The organism is Pseudomonas hormoni, assembly GCF_018502625.1.
Lineage (GTDB): Bacteria > Pseudomonadota > Gammaproteobacteria > Pseudomonadales > Pseudomonadaceae > Aquipseudomonas > Aquipseudomonas hormoni.
In genome coordinates, this window is the sequence record NZ_CP075566.1 from 4804229 (window position 1) to 4820251 (window position 16023).

Below are 16023 nucleotides of genomic sequence, written 5' to 3' on the forward strand. Positions count from 1 at the left end.
CGCAATGCGAGGCCTCTTCAATTTTGCTGTGATCGTGGATCAGGCGAAGACGATTTCGTCGTTTTCCACTACACCCTTGGCGGTATCGCCGGGCATGAAACGCCCCGACAGAATCAGCTGCGCCAGCGGGTTTTCGATCCAGCGCTGGATCGCTCGTTTGAGCGGCCGTGCGCCGTACACCGGGTCGTAACCGACAGCGATCAGCTTATCCATGGCCTCAGGACTGAGTTCCAGCTTAAGTTCCCGTTCGGTCAGGCGACTGCGCAGACGACCCAACTGGATCTCGGTAATACCCGCGATCTGATCCCGAGCCAATGGCTCGAAGATCACCACTTCGTCGACCCGGTTGATGAACTCCGGCCGGAAGTGCGTGGAAATTGCATCCATCACCGCCGCGCGCTGAGCCTCACGATCACCGACCAGTTCCTGGATCTGTACCGAGCCCAGGTTGGACGTCATGACGATCACGGTATTCTTGAAGTCCACCGTACGGCCATGGCTGTCAGTCAGGCGGCCATCTTCCAGCACTTGCAGCAGGATGTTGAACACATCCGGGTGGGCCTTCTCGACCTCATCCAGCAGGATCACCGAATAAGGCTTGCGACGCACCGCCTCGGTCAGGTAACCGCCCTCTTCATAACCTACATAGCCTGGTGGTGCACCGATCAGTCGAGCCACGGAATGTTTCTCCATGAACTCGGACATGTCGATCCGCACCATGGCCTCTTCGGTATCAAAGAGGAACTCGGCCAACGCCTTGCACAGCTCGGTTTTACCGACACCGGTCGGGCCGAGGAACATGAACGAACCGCTCGGACGATTCGGGTCGGACAACCCGGCGCGTGAACGCCGCACCGCATTGGAAACCGCGATCACCGCTTCGTCCTGACCGATCACACGTTGGTGCAACAGGCTTTCCATCTTCATCAGCTTGTCGCGCTCGCCTTCGAGCATTTTCGACACCGGAATGCCGGTCCACTTCGACACGACTTCAGCGATCTCTTCTTCGGTCACCTTGCTGCGCAGCAACTGGTTTTCGCTTTTGCCGTGCTGGTCGACCATTTGCAGGCTGCGCTCCAGGTCCGGGATCACCCCGTATTGCAGCTCGGCCATGCGGTTCAAGTCGCCTTTACGGCGCGCAGCTTCCAGTTCCTGACGGGACTGTTCGATCTTCTGCTGGATCTGCGCAGAACCTTGAACCTCGGCTTTTTCCGAGTTCCAGATTTCTTCGAGGTCCGAATATTCACGCTCGAGGCGAACGATTTCTTCCTGGAGTTTTTCCAGACGCTTGATCGCCGCTTCGTCGCTTTCTTTCTTCAGCGCCTGGGACTCCACCTTCAACTGAATCAGACGACGCTCCAGACGGTCCAGCACTTCCGGCTTGGAATCGATCTCCATGCGGATGCGGCTGGCGGCTTCGTCGATCAGGTCGATGGCCTTGTCCGGCAACTGACGATCCGTAATGTAGCGATGGCTCAGTTTGGCAGCGGCAATGATCGCGCCGTCGGTGATCGCCACTTTATGGTGAACTTCATAACGCTCTTTCAGGCCACGCAGAATGGCGATGGTGTCTTCTTCGCTCGGTTCGTCCACCAGCACTTTCTGGAAGCGCCGCTCGAGGGCCGCATCCTTCTCTATATATTGGCGGTACTCGTTGAGCGTGGTCGCGCCAACGCAATGCAATTCACCACGGGCCAATGCAGGCTTGAGCATGTTGCCCGCGTCCATCGAGCCTTCGCCCTTACCGGCGCCGACCATGGTGTGCAGTTCGTCGATGAACAGAATGATCTGCCCTTCCTGCTTCGACAGTTCGTTGAGCAGGGATTTCAGGCGCTCCTCGAACTCGCCGCGGTACTTGGCACCGGCAATCAGCGCGCCCATGTCCAGGGATAACAGACGTTTGCCTTTAAGGCCGTCCGGCACTTCGCCGTTGATGATGCGCTGGGCCAGGCCTTCGGCGATGGCGGTTTTACCCACGCCAGGCTCACCGATCAGTACCGGGTTGTTTTTGGTGCGACGTTGCAGCACCTGAATGGTCCGGCGAATTTCGTCGTCACGGCCGATCACCGGATCGAGCTTGCCGTCTTCGGCGCGCTTGGTCAGGTCGACGGTGTATTTATCCAGCGCCTGGCGCGACTCTTCGTGGTTGGCGTCATTGACCGCCTCACCACCGCGCAGGTTGTTGATCGCGTTCTCCAGGGCTTTCTTGCTCACCCCTTGGCCGAGCAACAATTTACCGAGCTTACTGTTCTCGTCCATGGCGGCGAGTAACACCAACTCACTGGAAATAAACTGATCGCCCTTTTGCTGGGCCAGACGATCGGCCTGGTTGAGCAGCCGCGCAAGATCCTGCGACATGTTGACGTCGCCGGTCGGATTCTGGATTTTTGGCAGCTGGTCGAGCTCTTTGGTCAGCTCTTTACGCAGGCTGTTGACGTCGAAACCGACCTGCATCAGCAGGGGTTTGATCGAACCACCCTGCTGCTCAAGCATGGCTTGCATCAAATGCGCCGGTTCAATACCGGGATGGTCAAGACCGACGGCCAGCGATTGGGCGTCGGATAGAGCTAACTGCAATTTGCTGGTTAAACGATCTATACGCATGGGTCACCTTCCTTTTGAGCAGGCCGGACCTATAAAACATCCTGAATGAAGAAACCTGCCAGATACCGTTATAGATGCGGTCGATTCTGGGAGTTTCAAGCGTCGTACAGTTGATGTAGATCAGAGAAGTCTAGCGTGTGCCCTGCCTCACGAAGACGTTCCTCTTTTGACGAGTGGCTGTTGTCGTCAGGCAAGGCGCCGCGACGAGTCATAGCTCGCTATGGCGAGGAGCGGCAACGCAGCATGACGACAACAGACGCCGTCAAAAAGGAACAGTCTTCGTGAGACAGGGCACTATAGCCAGATCAGGGAGGCGAACCGACCGGTGCGCGGGCTGCGGCGGTAAGAAAAAAAGCGTGGATCGGTCACGGTGCAGAAACCGCCACCATAGACAGCGGTGACACCGCGAGCAGCCAGACGCAAACGCGCCAGCTCATAGATGTCGGCCATGAACTTGCCGGCATTTGCACTTGGCACAAAGGCTGTGGCGGCTTCAGGCAATTGCTCGACGAAGGTTTCGCGCACTTCCGGGCCGACTTCAAAGGCCTGCGGGCCAATGGCCGGACCGAGCCAGACCAGAACGTCTTCCGGTGGTACGGCCAGCGCGTCCAGAGTTGCTTCCAGCACACCCGCCGCCAGCCCGCGCCAACCGGCATGGGCGGCTGCGACGCGAGTACCGGCACGGTCGCAAAACAGCGCGGGCAGGCAATCGGCGGTCATCGCCGCGCAGGCAATGCCGGGCGTCGCCGTCCAGCTGGCGTCGGCGGCGACCACAAGGCTTGGGTCCGCGTGAGCCACGGCGATGCCGTGAACCTGCTTTAACCAGGCCGGCTGAATAGAGAAATGATCGGTAAGGCGACGGCGGTTTTCGGCAACAGCTTCGGGGCTGTCGTCGACGTGATCGCCGAGGTTGAGGCTGTCGAACGGCGCCAGACTGACGCCGCCCGCACGGGTGGTCACACAGGCTTTCACCCCGGCAGGCGCAGGCCAGTCGGGAATCAGCCAGTCACTCATCCGATGAACGCCTCGCGGTCTTGCTTGAGCAGGGTCAGTAACCAGACGAAATCGTCAGGCAGTGGCGATTCCCAGCTCATGCGTTTACCGGTGGTCGGGTGATCCAGCTCCAGAAACCGCGCATGCAAGGCCTGACGCGGGAACGTCTTCAAGGAATCGACCATGGTCTGGCTGGCGGCTGGCGGAATTCGGAAACGGCCGCCGTAGGCAGGATCTCCGACCAACGGGTAGTTGATGTGGGCCATGTGTACGCGAATCTGGTGCGTACGACCGGTTTCCAGCTTCACCCGCACGTGAGTGTGGGAGCGGAAACGCTCGAGCACGCGGTAATGGCTGACGGCTTGCTTGCCACCTTCCATCACGGCCATGCGCTGGCGTTGCTGACCGTGACGACCGATCGGCGCGTTGATCTTGCCACCCGCCGTCACCACACCGATCACGATGCATTCGTAGATGCGGCTGACGCTGCGGCTCTGCAACTGTGTAACCAGCTGCGTCTGCGCCTGAATGGTCTTGGCCACCACCATCAGACCGGTGGTGTCCTTGTCCAGGCGATGCACGATACCGGCGCGGGGCACATTGATGATGTCCGGCACGTGGTGCAGCAAGGCGTTAAGCAAGGTGCCATCAGCGTGGCCGGCGGCAGGATGCACCACCAGGCCCGCAGGCTTGTTGATCACGAGGATGTCGTCATCTTCATAGACGATGTCCAGCTCGATGTCCTGAGCGATCCATTCGCCCTGAGCTTCCTGCTCGGCAGTGAGCTCAAGAATGGCGCCACCGTGAACGATGTCTCGCGGGCGGATTACCGCCCCATCCACAGTCAGGCGGCCGTCTTTGATCCAGGCGGAAAGGCGCGAGCGCGAGTGCTCAGCGAATAATTGTGCGGCGACTTGATCGAGGCGTTGGCCGCCCAATTCGGACGGCACCTCTGCGCGAAGTTCAATTTTATCGGACATGCTCGGACTAGGCGTCGGCACAGCCTTTGGTTTCGGCTGCGCGCTTGTGGTTAAATACGGCGTCTTTTGCCCCGAGGCTATTCAACGGGGCGCTCATCATAACAGGACGGCCCCGCCCAAGACAGCGGCCGTCATAGGGACGCAAGCCGCCATGCAAGTGAAACACCTGCTGCTGATCGCCATCCTCGCATTGACCGCTGCTTGCTCATCGAAGGAAGTCGTAGACGAAAACCTTAGCGAAGTCGAGCTGTACCAGCAGGCTCAGACCGACCTGGACAACAATAGCTACACCGCCGCCACAGCCAAGCTGAAGGCGCTGGAGTCGCGCTATCCGTTTGGCCGCTACGCCGATCAGGCTCAACTCGAGCTCATCTACGCCAACTACAAGAACACCGAGCCTGAGGCTGCGAAGTCTGCCGCCGAGCGTTTCATTCGTTTGCACCCACAGCATCCGAACGTGGATTACGCGTACTACCTCAAGGGTCTGACGTCTTTCGACCAGGACGTCGGCCTGCTGTCGCGTTTCCTGCCGCTGGACATGACCAAGCGTGACCCGGGCGCTGCCCGCGACTCCTACAACGAGTTCGCCCAGCTCACCAGCCGCTTCCCGAACAGCCGCTACTCGCCGGACGCCAAGCAGCGCATGATTTACCTGCGCAACCTGCTGGCGGCCTACGAGATTCACGTCGCCGACTATTACCTGACCCGTCAGGCCTACGTCGCTGCCGCGAACCGTGGTCGTTACGTCGTGGAAAACTTCCAGGAAACCCCATCGGTCGGTGATGGCCTGGCGATCATGACCGAAGCCTATCAGCGTCTGCACCTGGACGACCTGGCGGCCACCAGCCTCGAAACCCTGAAGCTCAACTACCCGAACCACCCAACCCTGGTGGACGGTCAGTTCGTGCCGTCGGTGGATGAAGCCGACAACCGTTCGTGGCTGAGCAAGGCCACCCTGGGCCTGATCGAATCCCGTCCACCGCTGCCGCCGGGCGAAACCCGCGCCAACCAGGACGTGCAGAGACAATTCCGAGACGCCAAAGACGCGATTCCAAACGATCTCAAGCCTAAAGATGAAAACGGTGACGTGATCGAGGAAGAGGAACACGAGTCCGAAGCCAACAACAGCGACCGCTCGTGGTTCAGCTACATGACCTTCGGCGTGTTCGACTGACACACCGGGTTATGCAAAAAGGGAGACTCTTGAGTCTCCCTTTTTATTTCAGCGATTTATTACGCTGTGCGCCCGTCATGTCCTTGGCTAAACTGCAGAATCACTCGTCATAAAGCAGCTCACCATGCTTCGTCTATTGTTCTGGATCGCCCTTATTGCCGCTGCGGTATGGTTCTGGCGCAAGTTCAAGGCTCAGCCTTCTGTGCCCAAGTCCTCTGCCGAACTGGAAGCCGCGCCCATGGTTCGTTGCGCCCATTGTGGTGTCCACCTGCCCCGCGACCGCGCGCTGAGTCTTCAACAACAGTGGTATTGCAGCCAGGCTCACCTCGAGCAAGGCCCAGGCACCAGTGATCGCTGAGACGTCCAGTCCCGGCAGCAAACAGGCTCAGCGACTGCTGCGCCTTTATCATCTCTACCGCTTAAGTGTCGGCATCACCCTGGTGCTGCTGATCTCCAGCAACCTCGACAACCAGTTGCTGACATTCTCCAATGACGACCTGCTGCGCAGTGGCAGCTGGTTGTACCTGGTGCTGAACATTCTGCTGGTGGTCTTTTTTGAGAACACCCACCGCCCTGCGCAGTTATTCGGCCTGGCACTGATCGATGTCCTGCTGCTGTGCGGCCTGTTCTATGCCGCCGGTGGTGTCGCCAGCGCCATTGGCAACCTGCTGATCGTCTCGGTGGCTATCAGCAATGCCTTGTTGCGAAGTCGTATCGGCCTGCTGATTGCCGCCGTCGGCGCACTCGGTATCGTCGGGCTAAGCCTTCTCCTGAGCTTCAGCCATCCCGCCACCCCTAACGATTATCTGCAAGTCGGTACGCTCGGTGCGCTGTGTTTTGCCGCGGCATTGCTGGTGCAAGGGCTGATCCAGCGGGTGGAAGTCAGCGAAACCCTCGCCGAGCAACGGGCCAGTGAAGTCGTGGGCCTGGAAGCCCTTAATGCGTTGATCCTGCAGCGCATGCGCACCGGCATCCTGGTGCTCGACGACCAGCGGCGAGTGCAACTGGCCAATCACAGCGCCCAGGTCCTGTTGGGCCGGGACAACCTCGAAGGCCAACGGATCGATGACTACTCACCCGCTCTCGTCGAGCGCCTGCAACTGTGGCTGAACAACCCGACGCTGCGCCCTCAAAGCCTGAAAGTCACCGGCAGCGGCCTGGAACTGCAACCGAGTTTCATTGCCCTGGACCAAAGCCCACACCATCAAACCCTGGTTTTTCTCGAAGACCTCGCGCAAATCGCCCAGCAGGCCCAACAACTGAAACTCGCCGCACTTGGCCGCCTGACCGCCGGGATCGCCCACGAAATACGCAATCCACTGGGCGCCATTAGTCACGCCGCTCAGCTATTGCAGGAATCCGAGGAACTGAACGGCGCGGACCGGCGTCTGACCCAGATTATTCAAGATCACTCTCAGCGTATGAATCGGGTTATCGAAAACGTCCTGCAACTGTCCCGCCGCCAGCAAACCGTGCCGCAACGGCTTGATCTGAAGCCGTGGCTGGAGCAGTTCGTTGCAGAAAGTCGCGAAGGTGCGCTCGACCGCCAGCAGATTCATCTGCATATCGGCTCGGGAGACTTCAAAACCCTGATGGACCCGAACCAGCTGACCCAGATTATCGATAACCTGCTGCGCAATGCCTGGCGCCACAGCGCTCAAACCCACGATCAGGCGCAGGTCTGGCTTGATCTGTTTATCGACCCCGACACGCAGTTGCCCATCATCGAAGTTCTGGACGATGGCCCCGGCGTGGCGCCGGATCAGCAGGTGCATCTGTTCGAACCGTTCTTCACCACCAGCGCCCAAGGCACAGGCCTGGGGCTTTATCTGTCCCGTGAACTGTGCGAAAGCAACCAGGCCCGCCTAGACTTCAAACCACGCCAAGGCGGCGGCTGCTTTCGCATCACCTTTGCTCACGGACGGAAACAAAGTTGAACATGAGCCCACTGCAAAAAGTCCTGATTGTCGACGACGAACCGGATATCCGCGAACTCCTGGAAATTACCCTGGGACGAATGAAACTCGACACCTTCAGCGCCCGCAACCTTGGCGAAGCCCAGGCCCTGTTGAAACGCGAAACGTTCGACCTGTGCCTGACCGACATGCGCCTGCCGGACGGCACCGGCCTTGAGCTGGTGCAACACATTCAGCAACGCTATCCCCAACTGCCGGTGGCCATGATCACCGCTTACGGCAACCTCGAAACGGCGATCAACGCTCTCAAGGCCGGTGCTTTCGACTTCCTGACCAAACCGGTGGACCTCACCCGCCTGCGCGCACTGGTCACCAGCGCACTGCGTATGCCCGCGCCGGGCGTCACCGTCGATCGTCGTTTGCTGGGCGACTCGTTGCCCATGCGCAATTTGCGTAAACAAATCGACAAGCTGGCCCGCAGTCAGGCGCCGGTGTATATCAGCGGCGAGTCCGGCAGTGGCAAGGAACTGGTCGCCCGGCTGATCCATGAACAAGGGTCGCGCGCCAACCAGCCGTTTATCCCGGTGAACTGCGGGGCGATCCCTTCGGAACTGATGGAGAGCGAATTTTTCGGGCATCGCAAAGGCAGCTTCAGCGGCGCCATCGAAGACAAGCCCGGGCTGTTCCAGGCAGCCCATGGCGGCACGCTGTTCCTCGACGAAGTGGCTGATTTACCTCTGGCGATGCAAGTCAAACTGTTGCGGGCGATTCAGGAAAAGGCCGTTCGCAGCGTGGGCGGGCAACAGGAAACCGTGGTGGATGTGCGCATCCTCTGTGCCACCCACAAAGACCTCGCCGCCGAAGTCGCCGCCGAACGCTTTCGCCAGGATCTGTACTACCGACTCAACGTTATCGAACTACGGGTTCCGCCCTTGCGCGAACGCCGCGACGACATCGAATCGTTGGCCACTCATGTCCTCAAGCGTCTGGCAGCCGGCAGCGGCCAGCCCGCCACGAAACTCCACCCGCAAGCGCTTGAAGCGCTGAAAAGCTATCGCTTTCCGGGCAACGTGCGAGAGCTGGAGAACATGCTCGAACGGGCTCACACCTTGTGCGAAAACAAGCAGATCGAAGCCAGCGACCTGCGACTGGCCGAAGGCAACTGCACCGCAGACAGTGGGGTGCAGGACCTGACGCAGATCGACAATCTGGAAGACTATCTGGACAACGTCGAACGCAAACTCATCCTCCAGGCCCTGGAGGAAACCCGCTGGAACCGCACGGCGGCAGCTCAGCGGTTAAATTTGTCGTTTCGGTCGATGCGTTACAGGCTGAAGAAGTTCGGGTTGGATTGAGGGCCTCTTCGCGAGCAAGCCTCGCTCCTACAAGATGTCAATTGTTGCTGATCTTGTAGGAGCGAGGCTTGCCCGCGAAGGCGATCTGGCAAACGCCAGATATTCCGCGATCAGATCCGCCCGGTCGGCGCATACGGTACTGGATCAATAATCGGCTCTCGCCCCAACATCACATCCACAAACAACTGGCACGACGCCGGTGCCAGCACCAAGCCGTTGCGGTAATGCCCGCAGTTGAGCCATAACCCTTCGAACCCCGGCACCCGGCCAATGTAGGGAATCCCCTCCGGCGAACCCGGTCGCAGCCCGGCCCAGTGCCCGACCACCTCGGCCTCAGCCAGCGCTGGAATCAGCTCCACCGCAGAGGCCTTCAGACTCTCCAGCGCAGACCCGGTCGGTGTCTTGTCGAAGCCTTCATGCTCCAGCGTACTGCCAATCAGAATGTGTCCATCACGGCGAGGAATTGCATAACGCCCCTTGGCTAGCACCATGCTCGGCAGGAAGTCGGCCGCGCACTTGTAGAGAATCATCTGCCCTTTCACAGGCTCAACCGGCAGTTCCAGCCCCAGGCTTTTGAGCAAATCACCGCTCCAGGCGCCAGCGGTCAGGACGACTTGATCACCGTGGATAGCACCCGTCGAAGTCTGCACGCCGACAACGTTATCACCTTCACGAATAAACCCGCTGACCTCGCACTGCTCGTGAATCGTCACGTTCGGCAGCGCCAGCAAAGCAGCCTTGAGGGACTTCACTAGCCGCGGATTGCGCACATTGGCCACGTCGGCCATGTAGATCGCCCGGGAAAAGCCAGGGCCAAGTACCGGCACGGCATCGTGCGCCGCCGAGATATCCACAGCCCGCAGCGGCCGGTTTTCCCGCTTGGCCCAGGCCAGCGCCTCGGCCTCATCGTCCAGATCCAGCCAATACAGACCGGTGGTGTGCACCTCGGGATCAACTCCGGTCGCGGCAAACAGCCGCTCGCCCAGCTGTGGATAAAAATCCTGCGACCAGTGGGCCAGTGCGGTGACAGCCGGACTGTAGCGCCATGGGTAGAGTGGGGAGACGATGCCGCCACCGGCCCAGGACGATTCCTGACCGACATTCGAACGGTCCAGCAGCACAACGCTTTGTACTTCGGACGCGAGATTGAACGCCGTCAGCAGGCCAATCACACCGCCGCCGACGATCACCACTTGTTGTTGCATGGTCATGTTCCGATCCAACCGTTAAATAGACAGAGGGCGCAAAAGGCGCCCGAAAAAGCAACTCAGCGCCCCCAGCAATCCTTGGTAGTCAGGCCGGACGCAGCACTGACCATGCTTCTGACACCGGTGTTGGTGATGGTGAAATCGCCACACTTGTCAGTTTCCATGCTGCCGGCTTTGCGTGCAGCGGTCAGCAGGAAGGTCTGGTCGGTCAGGGTCGGGGTGATGGTGTAGAAGTCATTGCCGGTGCTCAGGCCGGTGGCACCGGTGTAAACATTATTCTTCGAGTAAAACCGTTCGAGAATTTGCGCCTGCTCGGAAAGCAGGCCGGCCACTTCAGTCCGACGCCCCTTTTTCACATATTCGGTGAGGCTCGGGTAGCCAATGGTGATGACGATCCCGATGATCGCAATCACGATCATGATTTCGATCAGGGTAAAACCTCGATTGGATCTGCGCATTCATCAACTCTCACTTACTGAATTTGTCGCCACATGATGCGACGGCTACCGCCGCCGGCTTTTTCCACCAGCGAAGTGGGCGTTCCGCTGGAATCGTTCACAATCTTGCGGGCCCCGCCGTTGACGATGGCGTTCAAGAACGGCATCCCGCCAGTAAATATTACTCCACTGGATATCGTGTCCGCGCTGTCGACCACCCCGTCGCCGTTGGTGTCGAGCACCGCGTAATTGAGCATCTTACCGCTGAACGCATCCAGTTCGACCAGTTTGCCGGTGCCGAAACTCGCACAAGGGTCCGTAGTGTCGACTACGGCGGTAGTAAATACGATTCGCCCCAGCACCAGGGATGCCTGGTTGATCACTCGTTCACCGGTTAATACGCTGTTGTAGACCAGTGGCAAGTACCAGCCCTTCTCCGCCGGATAAGTCGTTTCGTTCTGGCTGGTAGTAATGAATTGCCCCGAGCTTCCCGAGAACACGCCCGTCACCGACTGAATCTGCAAACTGGACGTGGTGATCTGTCCGGAACCGCCGTCCGCGTCCCACACTGCATAGAACGCCTGCAGATCCTTGCTGGTCTTGTCGACGGTCTCGTTGAACTTGCCGGTGCCGAAAAACACCACTTTACCGCCCAGTGAATTGTCCGCCAGTAACGGCTGCGCAGTGATCGGCTGGGTGGCACCGCCCGCTGTCGTGAACAACGGCTTGCCGGAAAACGCCACACCCCAGGTGTCGGTGGTGGCGCCACTCAAATCAAACTTCCATAACCGTCCTTTCAGGTCTCCGCCATAGGCAGCCTGCACCACATTCTGTGAGTTGACCTTGAGCTCTACCGAAGACAGGCCGTTGGTGGTCTCCGTGCTGTCGATGACGATTTTCTTGATCAGTGACCCATCGCGAATATCGATCACATACAACGCCGCCACCCCCGAATTGCTGCCATAGCCGTTGGAGATGAACGCCGCCCAACGGCCATCGGCCAAGCGTGCCACTTCCGGACGGGCATAGGCATAGCCCAGATCATTGAAAACGTTCGCCGTATTGGCCGTGGCGGGTGCACTGAACTCCCACAACGCCTTGGTCACGTTACCGGCCGAAGCGTCAAACAGCTGCAGCGCGTAAAACGTCTTGCCACCCGCCCCTGTCCCGCCGATCGCCAGGGTTTTCCAGGCACTGTTGAGTTGTGCATCGAATACGCCGACCTGCCCGTCGACCAGAAACTTGTGGCTGACGCCGTTGATGTAGGCGGTATCGGCAATGAAACGCAACGATGGCAGTACGCTGGAAGGCATGTAGGCATAGCGCCTCGCGCCGTTACCCGAGTTGATGACGCTGACAAAACCGTCGTTGGCGTTGACCACCAGGCTGGAGTTCATATTGATGGCTTTGGTCGCCAGATAGGTGCTGTAGCTGGTGTCACTCACCAGATCGGATGCGGTTTTGTCCGTCGGCGAGGCCAGCACCAAAGGCGAGTTGATAATATCGCCGAGCAACACCCTGCGCACTTTCAACCCCGTCTTGTTGGTGCCCTTGCTCCACTCCACCAGATCGCTGCCGGTGATTCCCGTGGGCAGACCCTGACTCAGCACCGTCTGCTGCGCCGGGGCGAAATTGGTGTAAGCCAGGGTGACGGGAGCATTGCTCACGGTGTTCCACGACTGGTAAACCGGCGCCGTTGCACCGGGTACGATGGCCGTGTCAGTGGTCCAGAGCACCGAGGCGGTATTGACCGCGCCAGTGGCAGTGAACCCATAGGATTTGATGGTGCCGCGCCAGTCCTTGGGGTCGTAGCTGGTCTGGTAGTAAGCGGAACCGACCCCGACGATTGAGCTGCTGGTGGTGCCGCTGCCCCCTGAGCCGGCTTTCGACGTGATGTCGCTCAGGGCGGATGCCAGCGCGGTGTTGAGGCCGACGCTGTCTGTTGCCTGATAATACTTGCCCTGCCCGTATCTGGCGGCATCCGACAACATCTGATTCGCGGCAGTGAAGCCTACGGTGTAGGTGTTCATGTTCTGCGTGGGGAAATCTGTGGCGTTCCAGTTCTTGCCGGCGGCGTCGGTACCGGTGGTGCGCATGTCGATGTCGAAGGCGAATTTGGCAATATCGTCCAGGTACAACGTATCACCCTCGCCATCACCGGAGAGGTTGTCGCCATCGTTCGCGCTGATGCCGTCCCAGTTCGGCAAACGGCTGCCACCGAGCGGGTCGTTGGTCGGGAAGGTCCGGTCGAACGTAGGCAGGCCATCGGTGATCACCACGCCGTAGTTTTTCTGGCAGCGATACTGGATCGGGCTGGTGTAAGTGGTGGGCGTCGAGTTGTAGTACGGCGCCATGCCGCGCATGTACCGCGTGATCTCGTAATAGGTTTCCGCCAACGGGGTATTGGCGATTGCACTCAAACCCGTGATCGATGAAATCAGGTCATCGAAGTTATCGTCCGCTTTATCCTGGGTAACGCTGCCAACGGGAGACAGATCACTGACTGCGCGGGCAATAAAACCACCGGGGCCGGAGTTAGAGCCCGTAGGCGGATTAAACGTCGACAGGCCGATACGCAGCGCGCGATTGCTGGTAACGAGTTTTTTGGACACATCCTTCGCTACGTTCATTCGGTAATCGTTGGGGATGGCAGCAGTGCCAGTGGTGAAGTCCCTGCTCGAGCCCGTCACCAGACTCACCAGATAAGACAGATAGTCAGCCGTATAACGCGTGTTTTCATTGCCCGCCGGGTCGGGCAGCTTCAGGCAAACCGATGAAAGCCCCAAAAATCCCCGATAGAAACCGTACCAATTGCCGCTGGTTGAACAACCGCCACGATTAAGGCTCGACAAGGCAATATTGGTGTCGCTCATGTCAAGAAACTGACCGCTCTGACAAGAGCCGTTCGCAGTGCAATTCGCAATTTGTGCACGGTTGGCTGTCGGATCGAAATCCGGCGCCCAAATGATGTTGTTCATGCTTCCCGAATCATCGATCAGCAGCATCACGTTTGGCGGAACCGCCGCAGCGCTCAGCAAGGGCGAGTCCGAGGGCGTGAATGCGTACGCAGGGGCTGACAGGTACAGGCCCAATACAACGCCAGAAAGCAACCGCCAGATCCCGGAACACCTGTCAGTACTTGGCATAGATGCTCTCCACCACACTGCGAACGTTATTGCCGACGATGGCCACTGCCGTGACCCGATAAAGCGTCGCAGAGGTGTTGCTTGGCACATTCACGGCGTTCAACGTGGTGCCGATGTTCTGCACCCCGTAGAAACCGTTGGCGGCGGCAATCCAGGTGACACCCGAAGTGGAATTGAGACCGGCAGCCGTGATGGTCGATGACTCGGCGGGCGGCAAACATTGATTGCCGCTGCAAACCGGCAATGCATAAGTACCCAGCTGCACCGCACTTTCGCCGATGCGCAACGCGGCTTCGGCAATCTGGAACGACTGATTGCGCAGGGTCACGCTGCTGGCCATTTTTTCCTGCAAAGTGGCGTTCTGCATCGATGAAATGCCTATCAGCGTCAGCAACAGGAGGAACACCAGGCTGACCAGCAGCGCCATGCCGCGCTGGGCGTGAGAGGTCGCGGTAGAAAAACTCATCAGCCCTCCCCTCATGGCAAGCGGTTGCGCAAAGCGGCAACCACGTTGAAGGTTTGATCGCGAACGCGACTGTTCGGATCCCTTAGCGTCAGCGTCAGGCGCACGCTACGGATTCGCGCAGGGTCGGACGGGTTGGGGCTGTAACTGGAAGCGGCCGTATCGGTGGCCGACGCAGCGAGGCCGAAGCTCACGTCAAATTTGCTGACGTTGTCGACAAGCACTGCCTGAGTCGGCGTCCCGATGCCACTGCCCATTGTCAGTTGGCCGTTCTTGAGACTGTAGATCAGTCGTCGAATCGGAAACGCCAATTGTCCTGTGGCGGGAGCCTGCACATTGGAGTAAGCCATCGCAGTGTTTCGGCAATCCGAAACCACCGTCCAGGTCGGCGTACCACCACCCGCTCCGACATCGGCAGTCACCAGCGTCAGCTTGAGGTTGGCATTGTCCCAGCTGATCGGCGTTATTTGGCTGGCAGTGAAACTCGCCCCGGCGCTTGCATCGATAATCGTCCCCAGACAACCAAACATCCCCACCATGCGGATTTCCTGAATCATCTTGCTCAGCACGAAACGCGCATCTTCCTGCATGTTCGCCGCCGCGTTCTGACTGACGTAGGTGTTCTTGGCCGCGATAAAAACCTGCGCCACGCCGAGTACCACGACCAGGCTCAACGCCAGGGCGATCAACATTTCGATCAGGCCGAAACCGCGATTGAGCCGGTTCATGGCGTCGCCACCGGATCGACGGCGGCGCGACTGGTCAGCACAAAGCTGCGACGAGAGTTGGCGATGTTGGCGGCCCGCGAGTCGTCCCAGGTGATAGTGATGGTGTACACCCGCTGATTGAGGGTGACGCTGCCCGTGGCGGTGCTGCCGAGGAAATTGATGATATTGGAGGTGAAGTCGTACAGGTCCTGGTCCCGCGCGACATTCAGGTTGCCCGACGTCGGCGGCGTGACGGTGTAATCGGCGCCGGAGTTGGCGCGGATGCGGTCCATCATGTCGTAGGCGATAAAACTCGCCTGGCTGGTCATGCGCGAGCTGTCGGTGTACTTCAGCGCATTGAGCTGAAACGCCGCCGCCCCCAACAGACCCACGCTCAGAATCAACAACGCTACCAGAACTTCGATCAGCGTCATGCCTTCCTGTGCACGCTTGCTCCATCCCCTCATCCGCAACTTCCACCCAATAGAATTCGTCCGTTCAAACACACCGTCAGCGTCCTGCTTTGCGCCCCCAGTACATAGCTGATCACCACCGCCGTGGACGGTGCCGACAGACCGCCCAGATTGTTGAAATCGATGGCGGTCACTCCTGAGGTTAGCGTCAGAGTTGCGCCGCTGCTCATCGCTGGAACAACCCGCAATACATTGGCCGGAGTGCCAGTACCGTCGTAGACCGCCAATTCGCCGGTCCAGACGCTGCCGCCCACCGTTGGACGCACCCGGGTGGTAATGCCCCGGTCGATGGCTTCAAGCCTGGCGAAATTCAAAGCGCGCTGCAGGTCGCCGAGTTCAGTGTCGGCCTTGGTGCCTTGCACCGAACGGGTAAACGCCGGCACCGCCAGGGTGATCAGAATCAGAAAGACCGCGAGCGCGACCAGCAACTCGATCAGCGTGAAACCTTTTGTACGATGATCCATCGATGCCCTCCGTTGCCGTCGGCTATACCTGCTGTTACACGCTAGAACATTCGACCGACAGATGTTCGGTTGTTTTGCTATTACTCGCGCAAGGATTGCGCGG

14 protein-coding genes are annotated in these 16023 nt (G+C 59.2%); 4 read left to right on the forward strand and 10 right to left on the reverse strand.

The window, feature by feature from the left end; translation table 11 throughout:
* Positions 1-39: 39 nt before the first annotated feature.
* The 3 genes from clpB to rluD form a co-directional block, all read right to left on the reverse strand.
* A complete protein-coding gene (clpB, locus tag KJF94_RS22370; RefSeq protein ID WP_214378860.1) occupies positions 40-2604 on the reverse strand; it encodes an ATP-dependent chaperone ClpB in 2565 nt (854 codons plus the stop codon).
* Between the two features lie 294 nt (positions 2605-2898).
* Positions 2899-3618 carry a peptidoglycan editing factor PgeF gene (gene pgeF, locus KJF94_RS22375; protein ID WP_214378863.1) on the reverse strand — a complete coding sequence of 240 codons (720 nt, stop codon included), beginning with the start codon at positions 3616-3618 and terminating at the stop codon, positions 2899-2901.
* Positions 3615-4577 carry a 23S rRNA pseudouridine(1911/1915/1917) synthase RluD gene (rluD, locus tag KJF94_RS22380; RefSeq protein WP_008028788.1) on the reverse strand — a complete coding sequence of 321 codons (963 nt, stop codon included), beginning with the start codon at positions 4575-4577 and terminating at the stop codon, positions 3615-3617. The genes pgeF and rluD overlap by 4 nt, the downstream gene beginning before the upstream one ends.
* 151 nt (positions 4578-4728) lie before the next feature.
* Between rluD and KJF94_RS22385 the strand changes: the two genes are divergently transcribed.
* From KJF94_RS22385 to KJF94_RS22400, 4 genes are all read left to right on the forward strand, one after another.
* Positions 4729-5751: an outer membrane protein assembly factor BamD gene (locus KJF94_RS22385; RefSeq protein ID WP_145316021.1), complete on the forward strand. Its 1023-nt coding sequence runs from the start codon at positions 4729-4731 to the stop codon at positions 5749-5751.
* 124 nt (positions 5752-5875) lie between these two features.
* The gene (locus tag KJF94_RS22390; RefSeq protein WP_214378865.1) at positions 5876-6109 is read left to right on the forward strand and encodes a PP0621 family protein; all 234 of its coding nucleotides are present in this window, start codon (positions 5876-5878) and stop codon (positions 6107-6109) included.
* The gene (locus tag KJF94_RS22395; protein WP_214378866.1) at positions 6099-7688 is read left to right on the forward strand and encodes an ATP-binding protein; all 1590 of its coding nucleotides are present in this window, start codon (positions 6099-6101) and stop codon (positions 7686-7688) included. The genes KJF94_RS22390 and KJF94_RS22395 overlap by 11 nt, the downstream gene beginning before the upstream one ends.
* 2 nt (positions 7689-7690) lie before the next feature.
* Positions 7691-9022 (forward strand): sigma-54-dependent transcriptional regulator, encoded by a 1332-nt coding sequence (locus tag KJF94_RS22400; RefSeq protein WP_214378868.1) that lies wholly within the window; start codon positions 7691-7693, stop codon positions 9020-9022.
* A 110-nt stretch (positions 9023-9132) separates the two neighbouring features.
* On the opposite strand, the gene thiO is transcribed toward KJF94_RS22400, so the two are convergent.
* The 7 genes from thiO to KJF94_RS22435 are packed head-to-tail and all read right to left on the reverse strand — an operon-like array spanning position 9133 to position 15920.
* On the reverse strand, positions 9133-10233 hold the full coding sequence (gene thiO / locus KJF94_RS22405; protein ID WP_214378869.1) for a glycine oxidase ThiO: 1101 nt from the start codon (positions 10231-10233) through the stop codon (positions 9133-9135).
* 56 nt (positions 10234-10289) lie between these two features.
* Entirely contained in the window at positions 10290-10688 is a 399-nt protein-coding gene (locus tag KJF94_RS22410; protein ID WP_214378871.1) for a type IV pilin protein, read from the reverse strand.
* Between the two features lie 14 nt (positions 10689-10702).
* Positions 10703-13813, reverse strand: coding sequence for a pilus assembly protein (locus tag KJF94_RS22415; protein ID WP_214378873.1), 3111 nt, complete (start codon positions 13811-13813; stop codon positions 10703-10705).
* Positions 13800-14279, reverse strand: a complete 480-nt coding sequence (locus tag KJF94_RS22420; RefSeq protein WP_214378874.1) for a pilus assembly PilX family protein — start codon at positions 14277-14279, stop codon at positions 13800-13802. Before KJF94_RS22420 ends, KJF94_RS22415 begins: the two co-directional genes overlap by 14 nt.
* Before the next feature lie 11 nt (positions 14280-14290).
* Positions 14291-15004, reverse strand: a complete 714-nt coding sequence (locus KJF94_RS22425; protein ID WP_214378876.1) for a PilW family protein — start codon at positions 15002-15004, stop codon at positions 14291-14293.
* Positions 15001-15450, reverse strand: coding sequence for a type IV pilus modification protein PilV (gene pilV, locus KJF94_RS22430; RefSeq protein ID WP_214378879.1), 450 nt, complete (start codon positions 15448-15450; stop codon positions 15001-15003). The genes KJF94_RS22425 and pilV overlap by 4 nt, the downstream gene beginning before the upstream one ends.
* On the reverse strand, positions 15447-15920 hold the full coding sequence (locus KJF94_RS22435) for a GspH/FimT family pseudopilin (protein ID WP_214378881.1): 474 nt from the start codon (positions 15918-15920) through the stop codon (positions 15447-15449). The genes pilV and KJF94_RS22435 overlap by 4 nt, the downstream gene beginning before the upstream one ends.
* Positions 15921-16023 lie beyond the last annotated feature (103 nt).